Here is a 25,720-nt window from a genome sequence, read left to right as displayed (position 1 = left end):
TTTATTTAGCTCATTTTGGTTTCTGTACATAACAAAATACCGTTCCGCTGTCCGCGAAACGGTATCTTCAAATCAAGTGCCTGTGCAGCCATTTTTTAGCCCCTTTAGGCATCCTCCTTCAACCTCAGCTGCCGTCTAAACTCTGAGGGTGGGAGTCCGAATCTTTCCTTGAATACTTTGGAAAAGTGAGCGATATTTTCGAATCCGGTCGAAAAACAGACATCCGTAACAGATAACACGGTTTCCGCTAGCAGTTCCTTGGCTTTATCCAGCCTTCGATTGCGAACCCATTTGAGCGGGGAGGTGTTGTATATTGCTTGAAAATCCCTTTTGAACGCCGCCAGGCTTCTGCCGGACAAATAGGCCAGGTCGTTAAGGGAAACGGGATTCATGAAGTTCTCCTCCATGATCTTTGCAATGCTGCCTCTTTCCTTGCTTATAGGTTGCATCATTTGATGCAGCAAACGATCATTCGAATCGGCGATGTGAAACAGCAATTCCATCAGCTTCACACGAACGAGTCCTTCTTTGACTTCGTCTGGGTTCTCGAAAAAGGGTTTTAACGACTCAATATAGCTTCCAATGCGGTCATTGATCGGAAAGACGGTTATCGGAACAACATCATTCATGGGATAAATGGGTTTTAAACCGGCGAACTTGAGAAATTCATCTACGATCTTCTCGTTCAGGAAAAACATCGTATAGTCGAGAATATAATCGGAATCGGGTTCACCCGTTTTCTCGTACTCGACTCCAGTTGATTTATGAATAAACATCATTTCGTTGCTCCGTATCGTGTATTCTCGATCACCGAAGCGAATGGTATAGACACCCGACTTGACGATTAGCAGAAGATGATCCTGCAAAAAAAAGCTTCCTTGTATGCCTTGCGTGTAAAAACAGAACTCGATAACGGACATCCCATCCAGCTTCAAGCTCCCTTTTTTATTCGGAGACTTTACCAGTTCATGAGGCACCCTGACCATTTTGCTTGATCTCATAGTCGTGGACGTCCCCGCCTTACTTGTTCCTGCGATTGCTCTAGTTTCCATTTCATAATCATCCTTTCGGATATGCCCGTCTGCGCTTACCTGTAGAATAATTAGAAGCCGTTTGGACGGTACCTGATAACGATGTGCTTTGCCCGATGTTCAAAGGAACCATCCTCTATGTTTCTTAACAAACTTTCCAACACTTATTCGTTTAGTATAACTGGAACCCGGCGAGAAAACTTTGCTGAAAAGCTCAAACGACTTGTTCATTTAGCTCCAAACGAGCAAGTTTTCCTGGATACTGTTTTCGACTATGAAGATGGCCGGGGTTTACTACGAAAGATGGAATGGTGCCTGTTGAGTGATTAGAAAGTAAATTACTACGTTTAGACTAGAAATGGAAAAAAAGCGCAGAGTTGGCGGCGCCAGCTCGGTTAGAACCTAACGGAGTTACAAAGCTAAACTGGCTTTCAGGCATTAAGCTAACGGGCAGGTTAGTGAAACTACACAGTTTTTTTAAACGTATAATTATTATAAAAAAACCATATCGCTCATGCGGAGGTGAACTTGACTGGAGCATTTTTATGACTTGGTTCAATTGGCATTCTCGATTGCTCTCATCTCTTCCGTAGTGTTACTTCCATTCACCTATTTTTCTTCACAAAAGATATACTGGGGGCATGAAATTGCTGCAGCCGGTTCAACTTGGTTTGTGGCTGTCAGACTGTCACAACCCAGCAGCATTCAGCGGTGGATCGTACGTATCGCCAGACGAAGAGAAGCACCTGATGAAGACGACAATAGTCCTTCCCCACATTGATATTCCATACTTTCAATTAGGGAGGACAACGATGAAAAAGATTATGTTGCTCCAAAAATGGGCTAAGTCCATTCTCGTCATGTTGATAGGAGTTATTCCGATCATTGTGCTCAGCGGGTGTTCGACAGCATCCCAATTAAACTCGATTGATGCCGATTCATCAGGAATATTTAACCACTTTTTTATTTATCCATTTTCGATCTTGATCAAATTCTTCGCGAATGCCTTTCACGGAAATTACGGATTATCGATCGTGCTGATGACTTTCATCATCAGACTTGCGATCATGCCACTCATGATGAACCAAACCAAGAAACAAATGGACATGAAAGAAAAGATGGCCGTCCTCCAACCGGAGCTAACTGCACTTAAGGAAAAGTATAAGAACGATGTCAGTGCGGATGCAAAAAAACAACAGCAAGCCGAGATGGTGCAGCTCTACCAGAAGCATCAATTTAATCCCTTGAACATGGGGTGTTTACCGATGCTTCTCCAATGGCCAATCACCCTAGCATTTTATTACGCCATTCGTCGTACCCCAGAGATTGCAGCTCACGATTTTTTGTGGTTTAGCTTGGGGAAAACAGATATGATTTTGCCGTTTATTGCCGCTGCGGTGTATTACGTTCAGTTTCGCGTGTCTCAATCTGTTTCAGTGCAGTATCAGCAAAATCAAAATAACCAAATGGCTTTTATCGGGTTGTTATCACCAATCATGATGGGTGTATTTTCTTTTGGGATGCCCGCCGCGTTACCATTATATTGGGCTGTTGGCGGTATATTCATTATCGTGCAAACGATCATACTCAATAAAATGTACATGAAGCCAAAGGTAGCGATTAAAAACCTACCTACTGGTGCAGATGATTTATAAAATCGAACCAGTCATAAAATAACACTGAGTACAGAGCATCTGAGGCGTAACCTCAGATGCTCTGTTATTTTTGTTGGTGGCTCGTTAACGGGGAACATAGTCAAACAAAATGAGAGAAATGAGAGGGCTAAATCCCCCAAAAGGATGCCCTTAATCTTGCCTTACAGGCTACACGGGGAACCGTATCATAAATAACAGTTAAACTAACGGGCAGGATAGTTGATTTAAACAAAACTTTACCTTGAACTTCCTCCAGGTCAACTATACGATCTTTATTGATGAAGTTATAAAAAAAAGGAATTTTATCAAGAGTTATTTAGTCACATATTCGCCTAATCGATTGTTAAGGGGGAATTAAATGTTTGAACAAGTAGATATAAACAGTATCCTCAACGATCTTCATGAAAAAGGCTTAATTGATAACACTGTTATTGCAACTAAAAATAAGTCTGGTTCTACAGATGGGCGGGTTTATATTCTTTCAGAGCACAGCGAATCGAAATACGTTTTAAAAATAGATCACTCGAACCAAATTATCTTGGCGGAACAATTTCTTAATACACATCGGCACATTAATCTTTTACCTAAAATTCTCTATACTGATCCAGCAAAAGAGTATATCGTATATTCATACATTGCTGGTACAACTCATACTGCCAGCGGTTTAAAAATCAATTGGTTGACAACTTTGGTAAGAGAGCTCTTCAATCATTACGAAAAACGTCTACATACAGACAAGTGGGGAAGACTGGGGTCACCGGTTCAATCCTGGCGTGAATGGAACATTCGGAGTTTAGAAGATACGAAAAATAATTGGGGAAGCCTTCTACCAATTGAGGATTATTATAGATTGGAATCCATTTTTGAAAGAATATCCAAAAGTGCAGAGAATGAAGCAAAATTTTTGCTCCATGGAGATACTGGTGTCCATAATTTTGTATTTCATGAAAGCTCATTAGTTGGTGTTATCGACCCTTCGCCAATGATTGGCCCTTTGTTATACGATTTTACGTATGCTTTTTGTTCTTCTCCAGAAGATTTAAACCTAGAGACCATATTGCCTGCATTCAATTTGCTGAATCATGAACCTTTGGAGAGATCAAGGCTTATTGAAGAAGTTATCTTTCAACTTTATTGCCGTATTGGTATCTGCATTCAATTCCATCCGCATGATTTAGAAAGCTATCTAAAAGCTTGGAAGTACTGGAAGGCCCTCCCCATCAATTAATCTTTGACCTTCCAATTTGTGCTTTATAGCGTTTTATGACATTAACATCGTTTAATAAGCTAAAACCAGCTAATATCTTGTCAACATTTTTCTCTTAAATTAAGTTTGGGATGACGGTATACTGAAAAATAGGCGCACTAAATAACCTTCTCTGTACATGCTGGAAGGCTGTTCTTCCGGATGAAAAATGTGTTAACTAATCTAAATCGACAAACCTTTCTTCCTTCACTAGAAGGGCATAAATCCAGTGAAGGAGCTTGTTGACGCAGGCAATGAGGGCAACCCGGTAAGGCTTTCCGGCTTCGCGTTTCTTATCGTAATATTCACGTAACCTTTTGCTTCCAGTCTTTTTTAGACCGCATAGTACAGCGAGATATAGGGCATGACGCAGCTTCTTAGACCCGCGTTTGGTAATGCGATTGGTTGTCGCTGTGAACTTACCAGAAGAGTAGACGCTAGGGTCAATTCCTGCGAAAGCTACCAGCTTTTTGGCGTGATTAAACCGATGGATTTCCCCGATCTCGGACAAAATCGTTGCAGCGATTTTGCTACCTATTCCGGGAATCGATTGGATAATCTGATAAGATTCAACTTCTTCAGCAAGGGCATCGATCTGACTTTGCAGGTGGGAAAGATGCTCTTGATATTGAAGGAGTAAGTCAATGAATAGTGCTAAGCTTATTAGATGGCTACTATAACTCACTTTTGGAAATGGATTATTTGCTGCAGCAACCATGATACAGCTTGCTTTGTCACTAGCCCAATGATCAGATCGACTAGGGCAGAGGCAGGTAATTGTGTGTGTTACGGTTGATACGCCAGCTGTTTGAAATGCCCCAGGAGTCATGAACTGTTTTAAAAGCAGCAACGAAACTTTTGAATAAAGATCACCGAAAATACCTCTATAATCCGGAAAGACTTGATCTAGAACGGCTTGAAACTGAAGCTTCACCTGTACATACATTTGTGTGAGCGAGTCAAACTGACGCGTTAGATGCCTAAGATTTAGTAGTTGAACCCCTCGTTGCATATGGTCTTCAAATTCCTCTTTGTAGTACAGCTCGCAGAGCCGATAGGCATCGACTGCATCTGTTTTCACTTTCCGTAGACTTGACTTTTTGGCTTGATGTGAAATGAGAGGATTCACAACTAAGAATAAGATACCGTGTTCTTCTAGAAACTGTATTACAGCCTGATGGTAATGTCCTGTCGATTCCAGAATCACAACGGGGGCTTTGCCTGCTGTATCCTGTACAGTTGAAACGACATCTAGCAGTTGGCTAAGACCTACTTGGTTATGCTGAAAACAAAAAGGGTGTCCCATGGGATTGCCTTTGTCTAAGAAAACTTGTCCATCACTTTTACCTTTTGAAATATCCAGACCAATGACAGGATTCATGAAATACTCCCTCCCTTAAAAGTGAAAATGTCGGTACCCCTAAAACAGCTCATAGTTCCACAACATCGCTTGTTATGCGAGATCTAAGTCGTCTCAACCAGCTTAAACATGGTTTCTACAAGTAGGGGGCGATCAGTTTTAGCGACGGGTTACAGACCCAGGGGAACGTCCGATCTGCCCGACTACTGAGAAATACACCACCATAACAAAAGTGGTCAACCAGTAAAAACTGGCTGACCTCATAATACGACGGGGAACGATAGCTCAATCATTACAAGAAAGGCAGCAGGTCAATTGACCTGCTGCCTTCATTGCACTAACTTCACTGTGGTGCGATATTTTAATGATCTTGGAGCAGTTTGCTGGCGGGCCACTGCTTCACCCTTCGTTCAACTGACGACCAGGTTAGTTATAATGTACTCAGCCGTGGGATGTCTGAAATTCCATTGTAGTTTAGGGGCGACAGCAATTGTTGGAGCGTTTCATAACATGCGGAGGGAGTATCCCGGGTTAATGGACCCTATGGGATAATCCCTCCGTTAGGGACTACGCTCTTGCTCCGCCGTCCACCCGTAGAACGACGCCTGTCACGTAAGAAGCGCGATCGCTCAATAACCAGGCAGCTGCTTGTGCGATCTCATGAGGATCGGCAGGACGCCTAAGAGGCGTCACAGAGCTGCTTTTTTCAATAATATCTGGAACTTGTGCAACTAACCCCTCGATCATCTCGGTCATGGTGGTGCCAGGTGCAATAGCGTTTACGCGGATACCCGAAGGCCCGTATTCAATGGCAGCCGTCTCGGTCAGACTATTAACAGCCCGTTTGGCGGCTCCGTAGACAGACAACCCGGGATTACCTCTGAAGCTGCCCACGCTGCTGTTATTGACAATGGCACCGGTACCCGCAGTATCGAGCATTGCCTTGATTTCCGCTTTCATTGCCACCCAGATTCCTTTGTAATTTACAGCTTGAAGAAGGTCGAAATCCTCTTCTGTGACCTCTGTTAAGGGCGCAAGGGAAGCCCCAATTCCAGCATTATTGAATGCTATATCCAGGCGACCGTGACGCTCAACGGTCGTTTGCACCGCTCGTTCGATGCTGGCGGAATCGGCTAGATCGGCTACAATGTAATCGGCTTTACCGCCTTTCGCGATAATTTCCTCAACTCCAGAACGTAGAGCTGCTTCTGTTCTTGCGACGAGAGTAACCGCCGCTCCTTCTTCGGCGAAGAGTTTGGCTGCCGCTGCTCCGATGCCGCGGCTGGCCCCCGTAACCAGAGCTACTTTATTGATCAGCATTCCCTCAGAATTGTAATTTTTGTGCTGTGTTATTGATTGCATGGCCTGTCTCCTTTAAAGTCTGGTTTGAAACGTTTCAAACTGAGTTGAAGCGATTTCTATGATTGAGTATAATTTTCTAATACACTTTTAACGAGAGGTTGCTTAATCATAGGTTTCCGAGTAATAGGTTAGGAGGGATTGAGATGAACGATCGCGAGCGCCGTTCGGCTCTCGGTGATTTTTTGCGTAAACGGAGGGCAAGCCTTTCTCCAGAGGATGTGGGTTTGCCGACGGGGTCGCGCCGCCGGACAGCCGGATTGCGCAGGGAAGAGGTCGCACAGCTGTCGAATATCGGCACATCGTGGTATATGTGGCTAGAGCAGGGACGTGATGTCCGTCCGTCAGTACAAGTGTTGGAAAGCCTAGCTGCGGCTCTAAAGCTTAATCCCAATGAACGACGCCATCTTTTTTTTCTTGCAGGAGAATCACTTCCTCCTTACTTGCCTCCTCATAAAGAAAGTATCGGGTCAGCACTTCAAAGGATGCTGGATGACCTTACTCCGAATCCTGCATATATTCTGGGAAGACGCTGGGATTTTGTGGCCTGGAATGATGCTGCAAATGAGATTTTCTCCATTTCCTCGGCAGCACCGCCTCATGAATTCAATTTAATCTGGCGGTATTTCACGGACCCGGTATGGAAGGGGCGCTTCAAAAATTTCGATCAAAAGGCTACGGGAATGATTGCGGAATTCCACACGGCATCAGCCCGCTACGTTGAAGACTCGTCGTTTGCCGAATTAATAGAAGATCTTAAACGAATAAGTCCTGAATTTAACCGGCTATGGCTGCAGCATGAAACGCCCGGCTCTCTTGAAGGATTTAAAGAAGTGGAGCATCCCTACATGGGGCTGCTTGAGTTTGATCATATTACCCTGCAAATCCCCAATGATCCTGATATGAGAGTGATGATTTACATGCCTCTACCAGCAACAAGATCAAAGCTGGAAAAATATTTGTCAAAGGGATCACCTGCAAATGAAAGTAAGAGATAGCATCATTCTCCTAAGCGTGGGGCTTTCGATGTGGGAGTTGTATAATGTCGGAGGACAAGAACGTACACGCAAAAGAAGTCGCGGATCCGCGGCTTTTTTTGTTTTAACGATGCAAGTTCTTGCCCGCAGCTAGGGACATGAACTTGCTTATTAGCCTGGATAAGAATGGTTAACCGATGAAGTATCAATTACAAGGTTGGCGCTGAAAACGTTACTACAAATCAGTGCCTGCGGCCATAATCTCCCCTCTTATTCCTCGAAATCGGTACTCACCGTCGTTTCTTTCCAATTTTCAATGTCGTTAAGCATGTCACCCAATTTTGCGGTTGCTACCGCATATGTGTCTTTGCCCAGCAATAATGTTGTCCAAAAGCCGGCTGCCTTTTCCTCAATTAACGGGCAGGGGAGTTCAATGTTTTTCACGAATACCCTACAAATGGATTATTTACGAAGATCGTGAATTAGACGTTAACCGAAAGCTGAATAGAGCATAAGTAGAGGAGCCTGAAATGAATAAATCTAAAAATATTATAACTGTATTAGCAGTTGTAGTTATTATTCTGGTAGTTTTTCTAATATATTCTATGAATTTACAAATGAACAGTAAAGAGATTTTAAAATACAAACAAAACATGATTGATATGGAATTTAAATATCAGTTAGGTGAATCAGCTACATGTTTTAGTAGGGATTTTACTGGTGGAAACAACAGTAATTATGAAAGTTGTGTAGGTTCAGTAGCTGCCGCTTCAGCTGTATCTAAACCCTCGTCTTATGAAGCCACTAATGATTTGATAGATGTAGGACTTGATGGTTTATACAAAGCAATGATAAATGGAGACAAGAAAGAAATAGTAATAGGTAAGGCTGAGGAGATAAGAAATATCTTCATAAAATTAAATCTAGATCCAACAGATATAGAAACCACAGATGAACTAAACAGTCTTGTTGCAAGTCTTTATAAATAAAAGAATCTTCAACCATGATTACCAGCAAAAAAGAAATGAGAAAAATAACTTGAAGAAGCAACGAAAATGGGGATCAGAGGAGTCCGCCACATCGTTCGATATGAAAAGTTAAGAAGGAGGTGCTTTCGAAAAAATGCTGGATAATCACGAGATTATACGGGTATCCGATAATGCCCAGAGATCTTTACTTGATGCGGAAACGGCCCGACTGGCAAGTCTGATTTACGCTCATACATCGCATGACGGGACCTATGGTGTGCGGATCCCTGGGTTGTATGTCATTCGTTACTCACATATAGAAGCAGCGGATTACTTACATACCATCTACTCGCCTGCCGTCGGCATTGCCGCGCAAGGGAAAAAAATCTTAACCGTGGGACAGGAGGTACATGAGTATGGCGGGTCTCGTATTTTTATTGCTCCCGTTGCCTTACCGGTTGCGATGAAAACCATACAAGCCAGCCCTGTCGAACCGTTCTTGGGAGTAGGACTGTACCTTGATCCACAAAGGCTCGCTGATTTGGTTCCGAAAGTATTTCCGCAGGGGTTGCCTAAAGTCCACAATCGTAGTGCGGGTTACGTGATTGATGCTGATTTGGCCATTATGAATGCCGTGGTAAGACTTGTAGACTGTCTATCCCATCCGGGTGATGAAAAATTGCTTGCGCCGCTCGTCATGGACGAGATTTACATCCGGCTTCTCCGCAGCCCCATCGGCGTTAACGTTGCCGAGACGGTTTTTGCAGATTCCGGTGTGCAACGGATTGTGAAAGCAATTGACTGGCTGCAGGCCAACTACTCCCAGCCATTAAAAATCGCAGATTTGGCAGAGATGGTCCATATGAGCGAGTCATCGTTTCGTGAGCATTTTAAGTCGGTTACGGCAATGAGCCCCATACAATACCAGAAAGCTCTGCGCCTTCAAGAAGCAAGACGCCGGATGTTATCCAATAAATTGGATGCGACGACTGCGGCCCGGGCTGTGGGATATGTGAGCGATTCCCAATTCAGCCGGGATTACAGCAGCTTCTTTGGAAGCCCTCCAAGCAGAGATATCGCCAAATGGCGCAAATAAACACAGTATTTGAACGGATCGGGAGGCATCATCGCTTTTTTCCATATATACCCGCGGCCATAAGGCTTAGCGGGTTTTCCCTTCTCTGGAGAGCAGATTTCGTTGAATCAAGCAAAAACTTAAGCGAATAAGGCAAACTTCCGGATGAACAAACTCCTATACTATGGTTAAAGTGAGGTTCAAGAAATCTGTTTATAAATTTGAGGAGGAATTTACATGCATGTTTTTGTTACGGGAGCTGCCGGCTTCATCGGAGCAGAGGTTGTTCGTAAACTAATAGATGCTAACCATCATGTAGTCGGTCTGGTTCGTTCCAAAGAGGCTGGCAGGAGGCTCACTGCTATAGGTGCAAAGGTGCAAATGGGTTCAATAGAGGATATCGAATGCTTGCATAGAGGAGCTGCAGAGGCAGATGGTGTTATTCACTTGGCCTTTTTCCATAAGTTCTCGCATGCCAATCTCCGGACACGCCTTCGAATTTTGCTCGGGGGCAATCCCCGCCTTGCGTCTTTGAGGTTCACAAAGGCTGCTGCAGAGGCTGACAGACGCGCCATTGAGACATTCGGTACTGTGCTTTCGGGCCGCGACTGTCCACTAGTCGTCGCTATTCCAACTATGAGCCTTTCACCGGGTGGACTGGCAACAGAAGAGCATGCACCCGATCCTAACTCCTTAGGAAGCGGACGGGTTCCGTCGGAGATCGCTACACTGGCATTGGCAAAACGGGGAGTCCGCTCCTCAGTTGTTCGTCTTCCTCCGCTTGTACATGATTCTGGCGGTGATAAGAACGGCTTGTTACCGCTTCTGATTCGCACGGCTCGTGATAAAGGCATCTCCGCCTATGTGGGCGAGGGGACCAACCGCTGGCCGGCTGTGCATCGCCTAGATGCGGCTCAATTGTTTAAGCTTGCATTGGAGAAAGCCCCGGCAGGGTCGCGACTCCATGCGGTGAGAGATGAGGGAGTGCCATTTCGAGAAATCGCCGTCACCATCGGCCAACATCTGAACCTCAAGATAGATAGCATTGACGTGGACAAGGCGGGTTCACATTTCGGATGGATAGGAGCCTTCGCGTCGGTGGACAATCCTGTATCAAGCGCAATAACTCAAGAGCGCCTGGGGTGGCGTCCCGTACATCCATCCCTTATTGAGGACATTCATGAGGGACACTACTTCCGCAGATAATTTGATCTTGGCTAGGAGCGGTTTGCCGGCGGCAGCTGCTCCTTTTGTTATTTATCAAGCTCACGAGCAGTTTAGCGCAACATTACTTCACACTTCTCGTCATAATATTAGTTCACTAAAATATGCCAAGAAAGGAATATAATATTATGAAAAAGGTTCTAACAGGAATTTTCGCTGCATTCATTTTAGCTATCTCTTCACCTGCATACGCGGCAGATATGCAAATAAAAGTTGAAGGAATTACTATTGCCTTCGCTGTGAAGCCCGAAATGAAGAACAATCGAACGATGGTGCCTTTGCGTTTTATCAGTGAAAATTTGGGAGCCAAGGTCACCTGGTCGGGTTCGGAAGTTACGCTCGCAAAAAGCGATATGCTGGTAATCTTAAAATTGAAGAGCCGTACGGCGATGAAAAATGGTAAACCTGCGCTACTCGATGCAACCCCATATATCAAGAATGATCGCATCATGGTTCCGCTTCGCTTTATTGCAGAAACGTTTAATTGCAGCGTCGGATTCAGAAATTCGACAGTATCTGTTGAACCTGCCCCATTTGTTCTAGATGGAGTGAAAGTCAAAGCATTGCAATACGAAGTTAACTATACAATGGGCAGCATAGTAAAAGAAATTAATGGGAGTGCTTATATTGAAGCGATTTATCATATTTTTGACAACAAAGGAAGTAAGTCGAATCCCCCTGCCAGTTACACTTCGAGTGTTATAGAGCTTACAAGGGGGGATTATTACATGAGTGGAAAGTTTGATTTTTTGGATCAAAAAGGGAACAGCATGAAACAATTTTATCTCTATACTTTATCTCATTCCGAGGGCAATCCCAGTGTTATGTTATATGATGCGACTGAAAAACAATGGTATTCGTTTACCTACCCAGCATTTCAATCGATTGATCAGTTCATTGAAACTGCAGGGAAGAACGGTTTTCTGACGACGATCAGTGATACAAATCCATAAGGCAACAAATTAGAGGCAGCATTCTCATAGTTCTGAAAATGGCAGTTTTAAGGAGAAGATACAGAATGGACAGAACAATTCTCGCAATTTCTGGCGGTGGTTTTTCCGAAGAAGATCAAGCCTACATTGATGAATACTTGTTAAAAATACCTAGAAAGCAAGAACCATTAAAAATTGCATTTATTGCAACAGCCAGTAATGATGCACAAGGTTATATCGATAAGTTTTATAAGGCTTTTAAAAATGAACAATCAAGCCATCTTACTATTAATGATTTTGACTCACCCCACATTCAAGAAATTGTTAATGATTTAGATATTGTGTATGTAGGCGGCGGGAATACCCAATATATGCTTGAAATTTGGAAAAAAACAGGCTTCGACGTTGTGTTGAGTAATGCTTATCAAAAAGGTGTCATATTAGCAGGTATAAGTGCAGGGGCCATGTGTTGGTTTGAAACTTGTTTTAGTGAGAAAAATGAAGAAGAATTCGGGGAATTTGAAGGTTTAGGATTGTTAAAAGGCAGTCTTTGTCCGCACTATAATGATAAAGAACGTCGTATTGCATTTGATCATTGGGCTTCTACTCAAAAAAACAGCACGCTTTATACTTTATTGGATAATGAGAATTTACACTTTATAAATGAAAAGTTAGTTGCAAAAATAATTACGTGACGCTCTAAAGATCAGTGTAATAACTTAATGTTGAGCAGGCCACAGCAGCCTGCTCATATTAAGCCTGCGGCCATAATCTCCCCTTTTATTCCTCGAAATCGGTACCCATCGTTGTTTCTTTCCAATTTTCAATATCGTTAAGCATGTCACCAAATTTTGCGGTTGCTACCGCATATGCGTCTTTGCCCAGCAATAAACGCAATGGCGGATTAGGGAGCTCGGCAACTTGCATGATCGCTTCCGCCAGCTTGGCCGGATTTCCCATCTCCTGCCCGCTTGGCCTGTTGATCCTTGGTCCGACCGTTTCCATATATGCCGTTATCTCGGTTTTCGTGCGGTTGGCAGATCGTCCGGCCCAATCGGTTCGGAACGCCCCAGGTTCAATAAGCGTAACATGGATTCCAAGCGGCGCTACTTCCTTTGCAAGGCTTTCGGAGATGCCTTCAACCGCGAATTTCGTTGCATTATAATAGCCAACGGACGGGAATGCGGCCAGGCCACCGACGGATGATAAATTAATGATGTGGCCGGAGTTTTGACTTCTGAAATGAGGCAAGACCTCTTGAGTTACCGCCATCAATCCCCAGAAGTTGATCTCGAACATTCTCCGCGCTTCTTCTTCAACGCTTTCTTCAACGGTGCTGAAATAGCCGATGCCGGCATTGTTGACCAGGACATCTATTGTGCCGAATTTCTCCAAAGCCATCTGCACGGTAGCCCGGACTTGAGCTTTGTCCGTCACGTCCAGTTGAAGTATCAATACATGCTCCTGATGCTCTGTGGCCAAATCCTCTATTTGAGCCGGGTTTCTAGCGGTGGCAACGACGTTATATCCTGTAGAAATGGCCTTTTTGGCGATTTCTCGGCCAAATCCGGTGGAACAGCCTGTAATGAACCAGGTCTTTTGTTGCGATTGATTTTCGGTCATTTCACTCCTACTTTCTTATCCGATTTGATCTCTTCGAAAGTCGCGATTACTTTTCTCATTTTATTGGATCAGCAGCTTGATCGGTAGCCTAATACTCGTTCGTTATTGCCTAATCCTACAAAGGTAGATAAAATATTGCGGAACACAAAAATGGTGTTGAATATGGTTTCAAATGTGAGAGGATAGAGGTGAAAAAATGGAGATTCGTATTTTGGATTCACAAGATGCTGAAATATATCGTGAGTTGAGATTAAAGTCTCTGAAGGAAAATCCCGAGGCATTTTTGACTACGTATGAAATTGAAAAAGATAAACCCATTGAGCAGCTACGACGTAATCTCATTGCTTCTGATCATCGATTTACTTTAGGAGCCTTTATCAATGGTGGGCTCATTGGTATCGTAACCTTTGTAAGGGAAAGTAACCCCAAAATCGTACATAAGGGCAATATCTATGCTATGTATGTAACACCTGAATTTCGAGAAAAGGGAATAGGTAAATCCTTGGTTCAAAAATTGATTAATAAGGCGAAACATTGTGAGGGACTTGAACAGATTAACCTCACTGTCATCTCAAATAATAACGCGGCAAAGCGGCTTTATGAGACTATCGGTTTTGTAACTTATGGAACAGAGCAGAATGCCCTAAAGAATGGATATCAATACTGGGATGAAAATTTAATGGTCTTACGGTTGAACTAAAGGGAAAAGGCAGCCAGATTAATCATTTTTAGATAATGAAATATATAAAAAATAGACTGGGGCAAGTGTTCCAGTCTTTTTTTGTTGCAATCATGGCCATGTAACCCAAAAGCGAGGTCCGGCTGCCTTTCAGGCAGAAGCGGTGATATTTTGCAAAGTAAACAAGTACAAATTTAGTGAAAATAGTTTAAGATAGGGGTGAAATAATATTTTGTATTTAAGTTATTTTTATGAAATTTTATTGGAGGGTTGTCATGGTGAACCGTTTCTGGCAAACGTATCGCACAGTGCTGTTTTGTCGGTTATTCGCTAACTACTTCGCACTGATTCTCATCCCAGTCATCGTAGCCGCCGTACTGACCAATTTTTTTGTCGTCCGGTTGATTGAGCATGATGCGGAAAGATTGAACAATACCATCATGCAGCATTTCTCGGAGCAAACCGATGACACCTTCGTCTCTCTCGAACGTGATATGGTGAACATGCTGTCAACTGCAAGCCTCAAGAACTTTCCCGGATCTTCCGGCGATCCGGCCGACCTCACGCAGCACTATGAATGGATTCACTCGCTCATGCAACAAATGAATAAACTGGATTCGGAAGATCTGGTGTACAAATCGTTCCTGTACTTTGCGAGCGAAGATCTTGTCATCGACGGCAATACATACAACAACAAAGACGAGTATTTCCGGGAACAGTATCTGATTAAAGATACGGATATGCCATCCTACTTTGCCAATTTTACTGGCAAGAAATCGATGGTTTTTACAAAACCGCATACCGTATTTGAAAGGCCGCCGTTCACTCGGGACATTGTCTCAACCCACTCGAACACCGCCATGCTGATGAGCTATCCATTCAACAATAGCAATCCCGAAGTCTATTTGGTCGTGAATCTTGATCTTGATAAGCTTCGCGGGCGATTGGGCATTCAGGAGAAGTGGGTAACGGATACGATGCTGGTCAACTCGTCCGGCTCTGTCTTGATCTCGAACGGATCGTCCGAGCTTCAGCCTGATTCATTTGCAGCGATGATCCGTATGAATCCGGAACAGACTTTATTTTTAAACGAGAATAAGAAAGCGCTATCATTTACCAAATCCCGGTTCAACGATACTTGGCATTACGTAAGCATGATCGATCTGCCCACCCTGATGAAGCCGGCAAGCACGATCCGCACGATGACGTTCGTACTGCTTGGCATGTTTATCATCGTAGGCGGCTTGGTTTCTTATTATTTGAGCCGAAAATTGTACAACCCGATTCGCGAAATTAAAACGGGGCTGGAATCGCAGCATCCGCATCTGGACGACGCACCCGGCTCCCACAGCGGCAACGAGTTCGATACGATAAAACGGTTTTCGCATTTGCTAATCTCTAAGAACAAAGAGCTGACACAGACCGTAAACGGCATGTTCCCGATCGTTCAGGAGCAATTTATTGTTCGAGTGTTGTTTGGTCAATACCGCGACAGCTTGTCCATCGAATATTACGCGAAAGAAATTGCCTTCCCGTACAAACCGGTATCATCCGCAACTGTCCTCTGCATTGATATCCAATACTATTCGCCATTCGCGGAACAGCTGTCTGAAACGTCCAAATCATTTATGTTGGCCGAGCTGAAGGAGAAGATTCGCAAGCTGTCCCCGGCGATGATTTGGGTATGTCAAACACGTTCCGAACAATTGTCCTGTGTGTTGCATCACGAAGAGAATGGGCTTTGTGACCTCATGGAAACAGCGAATGTTATAAAGCTGCTCCTGGAACATCCTTATTACAAGGCTTCCATTGGGATCGGGGAAACAATCCATTCCGTCGCCGCCCTCCATCAGTCTTACAACCATGCGCATTCGATGCTCCATTATAAGAGTTTGCACTCTGGTGCGGAAATTTGCAGCGAACAAAGGGTATGGAAGGAGCGATCATCAGGAGACAGTTTCTTGTCTTCTCAAGAAGTGAACCGGATCTTCAATAGGTACAAAGCTGGCGATTACAAAAACTTGCTTCAGTCCGTGTTCGACTTGCTGGACGCAGGAATGCGAAGTAATGCGAACGCAGATCAGATGAAGAACTTGGGCACCGATGTGCTGAATACTTGGGCCAGGGCCATCGAAAGTGAGCAAAACGATTTTGACATCTCGGTCTATTCCGAGTTGTTTGCCTCCATCAACCGCTGTGTAACCTGGGAAGAAATGAGACGAACGTTCCGGGAAATACACGGCGTACTGTTTCGGACGACCGTAGCGCCGGATCGGAAACAACAGTTTGCTGAAATATTGGACTATATTCGGGCCCATTATAACGAAGAGCTCTCCATTGAGCATTTCGCGGAGCAAATGAACATGTCCGCCGGGCATTTCAGCCGCATGTTCAAGGAAGAGGTGGGTGAGAAGTATGTGGAATACATCGCCAAGTACAGGATTTCCAAAGCGAAGCAATTTTTGCTCGAAACGGATATGAAGATCGACGATATTGCCGGGCAAATTGGCTATTGGGGAAGGAATTCATTCATCCGTAATTTTCGTCGTTACGAAGGAATTACCCCGGCTAAATATCGCACGATCCATCAATCATGAGTCTTCTTTTTTTCGAAGTCTCATTTTTTTCACCTGCTTATCATGCGAGTGGCGTTGTCATGCGGTTTGTAAAAATGGAGACATCCCGAAAACATGGTGCTTTACCCGCGGAGTGCCACCACATATAGTCAGAGCAAAGATTCGGCTGGCGTTCAAACGCCTGCCAAAGGAGGTGAAACCGTTGTCATTGGATCGAAGCGACGCCGCGAACGCACAAATACCATCCCGAGATCAAAGTGGAAAGGGCACTTCTCTTCGATTCAAGCTGAAGAAATACAAAACGTTATATTTGCTGATGCTGCCCGGCATCCTGTATTACATCCTCTTCAAGTACGCACCGATGTACGGGGTGATCATCGCGTTTCAGAATTTCTCGATCGGCCGTGGGATCATGGGCAGCAAGTTTGTCGGCCTGCAGCATTTTATTGATTTTTTCCTCAACACGCCGGATGCCTGGAAGTTGGTCCGAAATACGGTCATGCTCAATGTATACGACCTGATATTTCGTTTTCCGGCACCAATCATCCTTGCCTTGCTGTTCCATGAAATCCGAAGCCGGAAGTTCAAATGGTTCGTGCAGAGCGTCAGCTACATGCCTCACTTTTTATCTACCGTCGTGATCGCCGGCATTATGGTTACCTTTTTGTCGCAGCAGACCGGAATCGTCAATCATATCCTCGACTGGCTCGGCTTCGGGCGAATTATGTTTCTCGGCGAGCCAGGTTGGTTCCGTACGATCTACGTAGGCTCGGAAATTTGGCAGACGATCGGCTGGGGGACCATCTTGTACTTGGCGGCTATTGCCGGCGTCGATCCGACGTTGTATGAGGCTGCTAAAATTGATGGCGCCAATCGGTTTCAACAAATGCGTCATGTGACCTTCATCGGCATGATTCCGGTAATGATCGTCCTGTTTGTCCTGACGCTTAGCCACTTTATGGAAACCGGCTTCCAAAAAATTATTTTGCTGTACAATCCGATGACCTATGAAACCGCGGATGTCCTCAACACATACATTTATCGCCGCGGCATCCTATCCGCCGACTTCAGCTTCGCTACGGCTGTCGGTTTGTTCCAGTCGGTGATCGGATTCGTGCTAGTCGTCTCAGCGAACCGTGTCGTCAAGAAATTTTCGGACACTAGTCTCTGGTGAAGGAGGCCGAGAAATGAAAATCAAGGAAAGCTTCGGCTCGAAGTTATTTGACGCTGTGAATATCTTCCTCATGTCCATCCTCATTATCGTCATGGTCTATCCACTCGTATATGTGTTTTCCGCTTCCATCAGTGATAACGCCATGGTCATGAGCGGGCGGGTCGTTCTCTGGCCCAAAGCGATCAACTTGATTGCTTATGAACGGCTCCTCGGCAATCCGGATCTATGGATCAGCTATTGGAACACGATTCGCTATACCGCCGTTCAAACCTTCTTGTCGCTCGCCGTTACATCGGCCATGGCTTATCCGCTTGCCAAAAAGGGGCTCCCTGGCCGTCCGCTGATCCTGTTTCTGGCGGCCTTCACGCTGATGTTCGGAGGAGGGATGATCCCGACCTTCCTTGTTGTACAGAAACTGGGACTGCTTGATACGATGTGGGCGATCGTGCTGCCGTCGCTAGTCAGCACTTGGTATCTGTTCATCATGCGCACCTTTTTCGAAGGATTGCCGGAAGAGCTTGAAGATGCGGCCACCATTGATGGCTGTGGCACGATGCAGGTATTCCTAAAGATTGTACTTCCGCTTTCGCTTCCGGTACTCGTCTCCATTGGTCTGTTCACCGCCGTTAATCAATGGAACTCGTTCTTCGATGCGCTGATCTATTTGAACGATCGGAGCATGTACCCCTTGCAAATCATGCTGCGCAACATTATTATCGCCGGCTCGAATGTCCAGGGCGAAGGTAACACGGACTATATAGAGACGCTGAAATACGCCATGATTACGATTGCTACGGTACCGATATTATGCGTGTATCCGTTCATTCAAAAATATTTCGTACAAGGCACCATGATCGGCGGAATCAAAGGGTAGATGCAGATTCCACCGGAACTTATTCCTATATATATCCGATGTCAATATAAGGAGGGTATAAACAAGTGAGTAAAAGAATGATGGCCATCATCCTTTCTGCCGTTATGCTGAGCGTTCTGACCGCAGGCTGCAGTGGAAAAGGAGGGAAGCAAGAAGGGGCAAATGGAGGAGGGACAGACTCGCAAAAGCCAATTTCGTTCTCCTGGCTAGTTTATGATCGCCCGGAAGGAAAGGTAAAGAATGATTGGGAGATTTTCAAGGAAATCGAAGCGAAAACGGGCGTCAAAGTGGATTGGCAGGTCGTCAGCCAAGAAGGCCTGACAGAGAAGCGGCAGATTATGATCGCTACCAACACGGTCACGGATTTTAGTCAGCCGACAAATCAAGAGGCTAGGGAGAACGGGCCGGAGAACGTGTTCCTGAATTTGAACGATTATTTGGATATCGCGCCCAATCTCAAAAAGTTTTATGAAACTTATCCCGAAGCGAAAGCTGTGGCAACTGGAGCGGATGGCGGTATCTACGACGTTCCTGTACTCGAAGGTGACCCTGCTGGGAAAGGCTTCAATTATATTTGGATGGCGCGCAAAGATTTGATGGATAAATATAACTTGAAAGCCCCGACAAATATTAATGAATTTTATCAATTCCTGAAAGACTTGAAGGCTAAAGAGCCGGACAGTTACCCGCTCAGCTTCAATACTCCGGTCACGGCGGATACCGGAATGTATACCGTATTCGGAAAGATTTTCACAGGTATTACAGGCTTTTTCAATCAAAGTCCGACGGAAGATAAGTATGAGTTCGCGCCGTACAATAGCGGATATAAAGATGCACTTGTATTTATGAATAAGCTGTATACGGAACAGCTGCTCGACCCCGAATTTTATTTGTTGACTCCGGATCAGTGGGAAGAACGGTTCTTAAAAGGGAAATCGTCCGTAACCTACTACTGGAAGGCGGAAGTGAACCCGACGATCGACAAAGCGAAGCAAGCCGGCACGCCCGATTACGATCTGGATGCGCTTCCCGAGTTTGCCGCAGACGGCGTAAAGACCTACCAGTTTTCCCGTCCGGTCGTAGGATCGGTGGGGCGGGCCATTTCGGCGAAAGTCAAAGATAAGGAAAGAGCCGTCAAATATCTTGATTATCTAGTGAGTGAAGAGGGCACCAACTATTTGTCGCTCGGTATTGAAGGCAAATCGTATACCCTTGAGGACGGGAAGCCGGTCTACATGAAAGAGTTCGGAGCTAGCCCCTATGTGCCGCTGCGCCGCGATTTCGGCGTATGGTACGACAACATTTCGCTGAACAACGCATTGGCACGTCAAACGTGGGAGAGAGGTCTCGACGACAAAAGCAAAGCGATCAACAGCAGCTATGAAAAGTTCATCATTCCCGCCCCTAAGGCACTCGTGAAGACTACGGAAGAGCTCGATCTCGAAAAATCAAAGCTGACCCCGCTCACCAAGTTTTTGGAGCAGAAAATTACCGAATTCGTCACAGGCAAGACACCGATTACCGACGCAAACTACCAGCAGTTCTTGGATCAATTGAAGAAGCTCGGCTCCGATGAACTGCTGGAGATGTACAATACGGCATATCAGCGCACGTATGGTTCCAAGTAAGCGGTAAGATTCAAATCAAAGGAGGGCATGGAATGCGATCCGCATCGTTTATCGTTGATGCTGACATCCACAATGCGATCGACAAACTGCAGGACTTGCTGCCTTATTTACCAAAAGTATGGCACCAACAATGGCTCGAAAGTGGTATCGGTGTGCACGGGCAGTATTATTCGCCCGTAGGTGTATTGCGTCAGGATGCAAAGCCCGACAATGGCGCCACGCCCGGAAGCGATCCGCAGTTTGTCCTGCAGCATTATATGGAACCGTTCGGAATCGATTACGGCATACTCACGGGTGGGGGAGAACAGGGCCTGTCTCTTCACGCCGATCCGGACTATGCGAATGCCGTAGCTGCTGCCTTCAATGATTGGCTGGCGGATCATTGGCTGAGCGTCAGCCCGAAATTCAAAGGCTCCATTCAGATTAACCATTCCGATCCGGCCGAAGCCGTCAAAGAGATCGACAGGATGGGGCCGCATCCGGGCATGGTGCAGGTCGTTATGGGAAGCGGAGCGCGTATGCCGTACGGCAACCGCTTTTACCATCCGATCTATGAAGCAGCAGAACGGAATGGACTGCCGGTCGCCATTCATCCGGGCACGGAAGGGAAGGGGATATCCGGCGCCCCGACACCGGCCGGGTACCCGACCCGGTATATGGAATGGCACAATATTCTACCTGCGAATTTTATGACTCATATCAATAGCCTGGTATGCGAAGGGGTGTTCGAAAAATATCGGAAGCTTAAATTTGTAGCGATCGAAGGCGGTATAGCCTGGCTGCCCCATTTGATGTGGCGCATGGACAAAAACTATAAAGCGCTGCGCGATACCACGCCATGGCTCAAGCGTCTACCATCGGAGTATATTGTGGAGCATGTGCGGGTAACAACGCAACCGATCGAAGAACCGAAGCAGCCGGAACATCTGCTGCAAATCTTTCAGATGATGCATGCTGAACAGATCGCCATGTTCTCATCCGACTACCCGCATTGGGACTTCGACAATCCGAAAGTCGTGCTGAGAAACCTTCCTCAGAAGTTGAAAGAGCGTATTCTAGGGGATAACGCGGCAGAGCTGTACGGCTTCCCGATCCCGGAGATGCCTAAGGAGGCGGGTCCCGCATGAGAGTGAAAGTAGCGGAGCCAGATGCGATTAGGGATGGCGGCAAACTTATCGTAAAAGTGAAAGAGGTGGAAATCGGTCTGTTTCGGATCGAAGGTAAATACTATGCATGGCGTAACGTTTGCCCGCATGCAGCGGCGCCGGTATGCGCGGGGGCGATACGAGGGACCCGGCTTCCTTCCGATGTTTACGATTATTGTTACGGATTGGAAGATCGAGTGCTGCGATGCCCATGGCACGGCTGGGAATTTGACCTGAAGAGCGGTCATCACCTGGCTCCAGGCAGCGACGCGAAGCTGCGTGGTTATCCGGTGGAAACCGACGATACCGGGGTATATGTTGTGATACGTAAGAGGAATTGAAGCTTGGTTTGCGGCTAAGGATAGGATTCCTTAGCCGTTTTTTTCTTTTAACAATATAAGTACTTGTCAGAACTAGAAGACATAAAAACAAGCAGAACAAACAAGAAAAATATTTGAAGGCAGCCGACAAAAGCCGGCTGCTTTTTTCATTAACTAATGGGCGGAATGGATAAAAGAGGAAATTTTAATAAGACAGAGAAATAGTAATTGTTTTGAGCAGAAATCATGTTTTATTCGTCTCTACAAAACAAATGACTAAGGAGGGGTATATTGAAATATTATTTATCATCATCCTATAAAATAGGAACTGAAGAAGTTAAATTGAAAGAAATGACAGCAAATGGGAATAAACATGTTGCTTTTATTTATAATGCATTGGACTATGTGACTGATTTGGAAAGAAGAAACAAAAGCGTTGCAATGAACATTTCCGATCTTGAAAAATTGGGCTTTAATGTGGATGTCTTAGACTTAAAACTGTATTTTAATAACTCAAAAGCACTTAAAGATAAACTCGAACATTACGATGTTATATGGGTTAGAGGTGGCAATACATTTGTCTTAGCACAGGCCATGAAATTGAGTGGTTTTGATGAAATTATTAAAGAATACCATAGGGACAGTAAGAGTATTGTTTATGGGGGATATAGTGCAGGTGTATGTATTCTAGGACCAACACTGAGAGGGATTCACTTAGTAGATGACCCCGATCAGAAACCATACGGAGAACAATATCAAACGATTTGGGAAGGTTTAAATATTTTGAATTATGCTATTGCCCCACATTATAAATCGGACCATAAAGAATCTGAAGATATGGATAAAGCAGTTGAATATATGATCAATAATAAAATCCCTTTTAAAGCTTTGAGGGATGGAGAAGTAATTATTATCGAATGAATGTAGTGAACAGGACCCGCTGGCTTTATTCAACGGGCAGGATAGTTCAATTATTTCTCGAATATTTTCTATTTGTAGGTGTAATATACTCGAAAGAAGAACTCACAAGAAGAGAGCAAATCAGTGGAGATCGAAAGATTGGATTAGCAAATTCCCTGTTCGACAGAGTATATTCCTTTAATGAATATGACCTTGAAGTAAATACTGAAGAGTTGAGCCCAACAGAATGTGCGGAAAAGATACTAAGTTCCTCCGTCTGCCCGACGAATGTTGGAATTACGCTAACGGGTAACTCAACACATCATGGAGCAGTTTTGCCGGCGGCAGCTGCTCCTTTTTTTTGTTAAGCTAACGGCAACCATCTTAGCCCCTGTTATTGTTGGAACATTAAATAAATTCTCACATCTATTAGTAAAAGAAATTAAAAGGGGGATTGCAATGCTTACGAAGTTGTTAATGCTCTTGTTTACTGTGAGTGTATTTGTACTATCTGCTTGTCAGGAACAACTTGTATTAACAGATGAAGAACAAGCAAAATATAGAGAAATTGCTTGGAATGCTGTTGATACCGAACAAAGAAAGCATGTTGTAAAGAACTGGACAGAGGCGGATGTTTCAACGTTTAAATACAAAGATCAATGGATTGCACCACAGAAGGATAGGAGCCGTCTAAAGAATCAGGAGTTGGTAATGGTCAGTTTTTCAACTGACCAAGATGGTTTACTGGGTCCAATTGTTGTAGTAATTAATCCAGGAGATAATTCCATTGCGGGTTATTTTCCAAGATACTGAGTGCTAAAGGGAAACGATAACTCAATGAAGACATTAAAGGCATCCGGGTCTTTGGCCGGCTGCTCTAATAAGAATCCCTCGTCAATTTATCTGAGAGTACTGAAGGCAGTAAGCTATCGAGCAACGGTAGTCTCAATCATTTAGTATTTGGGGGTATTGAAATGAGCTCTGAACCAATAAACAACGACGTACTAGTTTCGATCTTAATGGATGATTATGATATCTTGGTAACTCAATGTACTTTTTCTGGTCATAACTTTCATGATAATTATGTTATTCAAACCAATGAAGGAAAGGCATACTTTATAAGAGTTTATAGAAATGGTATTAGGAATCAAAATGAAATACTTTTTGAGTTAGAATTCATTAATTTTTTGAAAAAAAGAGGATTGAATGTTTCCTTTCCAATCCCTCGAAATGATGGTTTGTATATTACAGAAATAACTTGTCCTTCAGGAATAGCAGAATTTGTAGTCTTCTCATTTGCTCTAGGTAATTTTCCTGATCCAACAAAAGAAGTTAGTTATTTATATGGTCAATTTATTGCAACTTTCCAAAAGGCAGCAACTGGGTTTGAAGCAAAGCATCAACGAACATTCGACTTAGATTTGTATCATATTATCGATCGCCCATTAGAGATTATCCGATCATTTTTATCTTATAGATCTGATGATTTAAAATATCTAGAACATTTAGCCCTAGTCATAAGAGATAAAATAACTAAGTTGCCTGTACATCATTTACATAAGGGAACTTGCCACGGAGACCTTCATTTAATGAATGTTTACATAGACAATAATAAATTTACTATATTTGACTTTGATTGTTGTGCTAATGGATTTCTTGCCTATGACTTAGGTAGTGTACGATGGGATTTTGCATTTGAAGATGAATTGTGGAAAGCATTTTTAATAGGGTACACAGAAGTGAGGGAATTAAATGAAATTGAATTGCAGGCCATTCCTTTACTCGCAACAGTAAGAAGTCTATGGATGATAGGACATAACCTCACATATAGAGAAATATACAATGTAGGCGAATGTGATGATGACTTTTGGGACAATAATATTAAATTTATAAAAATGTGGGTTCAAAAGAATAATTATTTCTAGGTAACTTTATAGATCGATATTAGTTCAACAAAATGAAGGAGTAGTTTTTGCCGGTGGCAACTAGCTGCTCCTTTTATATATAAAGCTAACAGGCAGGTATATCTAAGAACGAATCGAAGCAATAGATGATCGCCAAACAAATGGAAAGAGGGAAAATAATTGAGAGCATTTATTATTACAGGTACGTCTCGTGGTTTGGGTTACGAGATCTGTAAACAGCTTATTAACCGTAATCATCTTATCTTCGCAGTTGCAAGGAACCATAATGACTCTCTGAACGAATTTGCAGCTCGACACGATTGTAAATTACATTTTGTGAAATATGATCTAAAAAACACGGATGGCATATCAGAATTAATTAGAGGGATAATGGAACGAGTTCATGACGAAATAGAGTCGATTACATTGATTAATAACGCAGCTCAAGTAACACCTTTAGGGAATATAGACGATTGTAGATCTGAAGACGCAGTAAAAAGTATACAAACAAACTTGTTAGCGCCGATCTTGTTAACCCAGTCTTTAATAAACCAAACGGATGAGAGGAATGTCCATCGAATCATTGTAAACGTATCCTCTGGTTCTGCTAAAGATGCGGCAGCTGGCATGAGCTTGTACTGTGCTTCAAAGGCTGCTTTGAATATGTTCACGTCCTGCATACAATTGGAGGATCATAAATCGTTAACCGTATACAAAGTAGATCCGGGTATGGTTGATACCTCTATGCAGGAGGTGGCACGGAACCAAGAAGGACTAGCAGTTGCGAATTTTTTTAGGGAAGCCAAAGAAACAGGTGCCTTGAAATCTGCGGAAGATGCTGCGAAAAAAATTGTTAGAAGGGTTTTAGCTTCACAATCTTAAAACAAACATTGATGATACATATTAATCTAAGGACAGTTAGCAGCAATGGGTTGAAAATGGCTAAAGAAGTAAGCATTGAAGCTAACGGGCAGTTTTGCGCAACATGGCTGTCTGAAAAAAATTCTGATTCTCCCTTGAACCTTACGTTACGTAATGATTTATAGTGAACCTAACAGCAGAACAAACAC

24 protein-coding genes and 1 pseudogene are annotated in these 25,720 nt (G+C 44.0%); 20 read left to right on the top strand and 5 right to left on the bottom strand.

Annotated elements, in window-relative coordinates; translation table 11 throughout:
• Positions 1-104 precede the first annotated feature (104 nt).
• Positions 105-1,052 (bottom strand): helix-turn-helix domain-containing protein, encoded by a 948-nt coding sequence (locus tag MKY74_RS33065; RefSeq protein ID WP_076177110.1) that lies wholly within the window; start codon positions 1,050-1,052, stop codon positions 105-107.
• Between the two features lie 620 nt (positions 1,053-1,672).
• Here MKY74_RS33065 and yidC point away from each other — a divergent pair.
• The gene (yidC, locus tag MKY74_RS33060) at positions 1,673-2,686 is read left to right on the top strand and encodes a membrane protein insertase YidC (protein WP_341013830.1); all 1,014 of its coding nucleotides are present in this window, start codon (positions 1,673-1,675) and stop codon (positions 2,684-2,686) included.
• Positions 2,687-3,044: 358 nt separating this feature from the next.
• The gene (locus MKY74_RS33055) at positions 3,045-3,914 is read left to right on the top strand and encodes a phosphotransferase (RefSeq protein ID WP_076177134.1); all 870 of its coding nucleotides are present in this window, start codon (positions 3,045-3,047) and stop codon (positions 3,912-3,914) included.
• A gap of 196 nt (positions 3,915-4,110) precedes the next feature.
• Here the strand turns inward: MKY74_RS33055 and MKY74_RS33050 are convergent, their stop codons facing one another.
• Positions 4,111-5,313: an IS110 family transposase gene (locus MKY74_RS33050; RefSeq protein ID WP_076177131.1), complete on the bottom strand. Its 1,203-nt coding sequence runs from the start codon at positions 5,311-5,313 to the stop codon at positions 4,111-4,113.
• Positions 5,314-5,859: 546 nt separating this feature from the next.
• The gene (locus MKY74_RS33045) at positions 5,860-6,654 is read right to left on the bottom strand and encodes an SDR family NAD(P)-dependent oxidoreductase (protein WP_076177098.1); all 795 of its coding nucleotides are present in this window, start codon (positions 6,652-6,654) and stop codon (positions 5,860-5,862) included.
• A 143-nt stretch (positions 6,655-6,797) separates the two neighbouring features.
• Between MKY74_RS33045 and MKY74_RS33040 the strand changes: the two genes are divergently transcribed.
• Positions 6,798-7,649: a helix-turn-helix transcriptional regulator gene (locus MKY74_RS33040; RefSeq protein ID WP_076177097.1), complete on the top strand. Its 852-nt coding sequence runs from the start codon at positions 6,798-6,800 to the stop codon at positions 7,647-7,649.
• A gap of 249 nt (positions 7,650-7,898) precedes the next feature.
• Here MKY74_RS33040 and MKY74_RS33035 read toward each other — a convergent pair whose 3' ends face one another.
• Positions 7,899-8,072: a hypothetical protein gene (locus MKY74_RS33035; protein WP_167372965.1), complete on the bottom strand. Its 174-nt coding sequence runs from the start codon at positions 8,070-8,072 to the stop codon at positions 7,899-7,901.
• A gap of 86 nt (positions 8,073-8,158) precedes the next feature.
• On the opposite strand from MKY74_RS33035, the gene MKY74_RS33030 reads away from it, so the two are divergent.
• From MKY74_RS33030 to MKY74_RS33010, 5 genes are all read left to right on the top strand, one after another.
• Positions 8,159-8,617: a hypothetical protein gene (locus tag MKY74_RS33030; protein ID WP_076177096.1), complete on the top strand. Its 459-nt coding sequence runs from the start codon at positions 8,159-8,161 to the stop codon at positions 8,615-8,617.
• Positions 8,618-8,750: 133 nt separating this feature from the next.
• On the top strand, positions 8,751-9,692 hold the full coding sequence (locus MKY74_RS33025; protein WP_076177094.1) for an AraC family transcriptional regulator: 942 nt from the start codon (positions 8,751-8,753) through the stop codon (positions 9,690-9,692).
• A gap of 216 nt (positions 9,693-9,908) precedes the next feature.
• A complete protein-coding gene (locus tag MKY74_RS33020; RefSeq protein WP_076177093.1) occupies positions 9,909-10,877 on the top strand; it encodes an SDR family oxidoreductase in 969 nt (322 codons plus the stop codon).
• 146 nt (positions 10,878-11,023) lie between these two features.
• Positions 11,024-11,848: a copper amine oxidase N-terminal domain-containing protein gene (locus MKY74_RS33015; protein ID WP_076177091.1), complete on the top strand. Its 825-nt coding sequence runs from the start codon at positions 11,024-11,026 to the stop codon at positions 11,846-11,848.
• A 65-nt stretch (positions 11,849-11,913) separates the two neighbouring features.
• Positions 11,914-12,522: a Type 1 glutamine amidotransferase-like domain-containing protein gene (locus MKY74_RS33010; protein WP_076177090.1), complete on the top strand. Its 609-nt coding sequence runs from the start codon at positions 11,914-11,916 to the stop codon at positions 12,520-12,522.
• An 85-nt stretch (positions 12,523-12,607) separates the two neighbouring features.
• Here the strand turns inward: MKY74_RS33010 and MKY74_RS33005 are convergent, their stop codons facing one another.
• Positions 12,608-13,450: an oxidoreductase gene (locus tag MKY74_RS33005; RefSeq protein WP_076177088.1), complete on the bottom strand. Its 843-nt coding sequence runs from the start codon at positions 13,448-13,450 to the stop codon at positions 12,608-12,610.
• 196 nt (positions 13,451-13,646) lie between these two features.
• On the opposite strand from MKY74_RS33005, the gene MKY74_RS33000 reads away from it, so the two are divergent.
• The 12 genes and pseudogenes from MKY74_RS33000 (at position 13,647) to MKY74_RS32945 (ending at position 25,532) form a co-directional block, all read left to right on the top strand.
• Positions 13,647-14,150, top strand: coding sequence for a GNAT family N-acetyltransferase (locus MKY74_RS33000; RefSeq protein ID WP_076177087.1), 504 nt, complete (start codon positions 13,647-13,649; stop codon positions 14,148-14,150).
• Positions 14,151-14,404: 254 nt separating this feature from the next.
• The gene (locus MKY74_RS32995; protein WP_244169480.1) at positions 14,405-16,726 is read left to right on the top strand and encodes a helix-turn-helix domain-containing protein; all 2,322 of its coding nucleotides are present in this window, start codon (positions 14,405-14,407) and stop codon (positions 16,724-16,726) included.
• A 295-nt stretch (positions 16,727-17,021) separates the two neighbouring features.
• Positions 17,022-17,879, top strand: a complete 858-nt coding sequence (locus MKY74_RS32990) for an ABC transporter permease (RefSeq protein ID WP_084204339.1) — start codon at positions 17,022-17,024, stop codon at positions 17,877-17,879.
• Positions 17,880-17,892: 13 nt separating this feature from the next.
• A complete protein-coding gene (locus MKY74_RS32985; protein ID WP_076177084.1) occupies positions 17,893-18,753 on the top strand; it encodes a carbohydrate ABC transporter permease in 861 nt (286 codons plus the stop codon).
• A gap of 65 nt (positions 18,754-18,818) precedes the next feature.
• On the top strand, positions 18,819-20,381 hold the full coding sequence (locus MKY74_RS32980; protein WP_076177082.1) for an extracellular solute-binding protein: 1,563 nt from the start codon (positions 18,819-18,821) through the stop codon (positions 20,379-20,381).
• Positions 20,382-20,413: 32 nt separating this feature from the next.
• The gene (locus MKY74_RS32975; protein WP_076177080.1) at positions 20,414-21,508 is read left to right on the top strand and encodes an amidohydrolase family protein; all 1,095 of its coding nucleotides are present in this window, start codon (positions 20,414-20,416) and stop codon (positions 21,506-21,508) included.
• A complete protein-coding gene (locus tag MKY74_RS32970) occupies positions 21,505-21,867 on the top strand; it encodes a Rieske (2Fe-2S) protein (RefSeq protein ID WP_076177079.1) in 363 nt (120 codons plus the stop codon). The genes MKY74_RS32975 and MKY74_RS32970 overlap by 4 nt, the downstream gene beginning before the upstream one ends.
• 270 nt (positions 21,868-22,137) lie before the next feature.
• A complete protein-coding gene (locus tag MKY74_RS32965; RefSeq protein WP_076177078.1) occupies positions 22,138-22,767 on the top strand; it encodes a Type 1 glutamine amidotransferase-like domain-containing protein in 630 nt (209 codons plus the stop codon).
• Positions 22,768-22,835: 68 nt separating this feature from the next.
• Positions 22,836-23,114: pseudogene (locus tag MKY74_RS32960) on the top strand (phosphotransferase-like protein); the annotation flags it as partial.
• Between the two features lie 91 nt (positions 23,115-23,205).
• Positions 23,206-23,559 carry a hypothetical protein gene (locus MKY74_RS32955; protein ID WP_076177076.1) on the top strand — a complete coding sequence of 118 codons (354 nt, stop codon included), beginning with the start codon at positions 23,206-23,208 and terminating at the stop codon, positions 23,557-23,559.
• A gap of 161 nt (positions 23,560-23,720) precedes the next feature.
• Positions 23,721-24,671: a phosphotransferase enzyme family protein gene (locus tag MKY74_RS32950; RefSeq protein WP_076177075.1), complete on the top strand. Its 951-nt coding sequence runs from the start codon at positions 23,721-23,723 to the stop codon at positions 24,669-24,671.
• Between the two features lie 159 nt (positions 24,672-24,830).
• The gene (locus MKY74_RS32945; protein WP_076177073.1) at positions 24,831-25,532 is read left to right on the top strand and encodes an SDR family NAD(P)-dependent oxidoreductase; all 702 of its coding nucleotides are present in this window, start codon (positions 24,831-24,833) and stop codon (positions 25,530-25,532) included.
• Positions 25,533-25,720: the final 188 nt, after the last annotated feature.

This window comes from Paenibacillus sp. FSL R5-0378 (genome assembly GCF_038009285.1).
Lineage (GTDB): Bacteria > Bacillota > Bacilli > Paenibacillales > Paenibacillaceae > Paenibacillus_AQ > Paenibacillus_AQ favisporus.
The sequence above is the reverse complement of the archived record's forward strand: the minus strand, read 5'-3'. Positions and strand labels throughout refer to the sequence as shown.

Bases quoted from the DNA above. Each gene is read 5' to 3' on its own strand.
- MKY74_RS33065 (WP_076177110.1), bottom strand. From the start codon at position 1,052: ATGGAAACTAGAGCAATCGCAGGAACAAGTAAGGCGGGGACGTCCACG.
- yidC (WP_341013830.1), top strand. From the start codon at position 1,673: ATGAAATTGCTGCAGCCGGTTCAACTTGGTTTGTGGCTGTCAGACTGT.
- MKY74_RS33055 (WP_076177134.1), top strand. From the start codon at position 3,045: ATGTTTGAACAAGTAGATATAAACAGTATCCTCAACGATCTTCATGAA.
- MKY74_RS33050 (WP_076177131.1), bottom strand. From the start codon at position 5,313: ATGAATCCTGTCATTGGTCTGGATATTTCAAAAGGTAAAAGTGATGGA.
- MKY74_RS33045 (WP_076177098.1), bottom strand. From the start codon at position 6,654: ATGCAATCAATAACACAGCACAAAAATTACAATTCTGAGGGAATGCTG.
- MKY74_RS33040 (WP_076177097.1), top strand. From the start codon at position 6,798: ATGAACGATCGCGAGCGCCGTTCGGCTCTCGGTGATTTTTTGCGTAAA.
- MKY74_RS33030 (WP_076177096.1), top strand. From the start codon at position 8,159: ATGAATAAATCTAAAAATATTATAACTGTATTAGCAGTTGTAGTTATT.
- MKY74_RS33025 (WP_076177094.1), top strand. From the start codon at position 8,751: ATGCTGGATAATCACGAGATTATACGGGTATCCGATAATGCCCAGAGA.
- MKY74_RS33020 (WP_076177093.1), top strand. From the start codon at position 9,909: ATGCATGTTTTTGTTACGGGAGCTGCCGGCTTCATCGGAGCAGAGGTT.
- MKY74_RS33015 (WP_076177091.1), top strand. From the start codon at position 11,024: ATGAAAAAGGTTCTAACAGGAATTTTCGCTGCATTCATTTTAGCTATC.
- MKY74_RS33010 (WP_076177090.1), top strand. From the start codon at position 11,914: ATGGACAGAACAATTCTCGCAATTTCTGGCGGTGGTTTTTCCGAAGAA.
- MKY74_RS33005 (WP_076177088.1), bottom strand. From the start codon at position 13,450: ATGACCGAAAATCAATCGCAACAAAAGACCTGGTTCATTACAGGCTGT.
- MKY74_RS33000 (WP_076177087.1), top strand. From the start codon at position 13,647: ATGGAGATTCGTATTTTGGATTCACAAGATGCTGAAATATATCGTGAG.
- MKY74_RS32995 (WP_244169480.1), top strand. From the start codon at position 14,405: ATGGTGAACCGTTTCTGGCAAACGTATCGCACAGTGCTGTTTTGTCGG.
- MKY74_RS32990 (WP_084204339.1), top strand. From the start codon at position 17,022: ATGCTGCCCGGCATCCTGTATTACATCCTCTTCAAGTACGCACCGATG.
- MKY74_RS32985 (WP_076177084.1), top strand. From the start codon at position 17,893: ATGAAAATCAAGGAAAGCTTCGGCTCGAAGTTATTTGACGCTGTGAAT.
- MKY74_RS32975 (WP_076177080.1), top strand. From the start codon at position 20,414: ATGCGATCCGCATCGTTTATCGTTGATGCTGACATCCACAATGCGATC.
- MKY74_RS32970 (WP_076177079.1), top strand. From the start codon at position 21,505: ATGAGAGTGAAAGTAGCGGAGCCAGATGCGATTAGGGATGGCGGCAAA.
- MKY74_RS32955 (WP_076177076.1), top strand. From the start codon at position 23,206: ATGCTTACGAAGTTGTTAATGCTCTTGTTTACTGTGAGTGTATTTGTA.
- MKY74_RS32950 (WP_076177075.1), top strand. From the start codon at position 23,721: ATGAGCTCTGAACCAATAAACAACGACGTACTAGTTTCGATCTTAATG.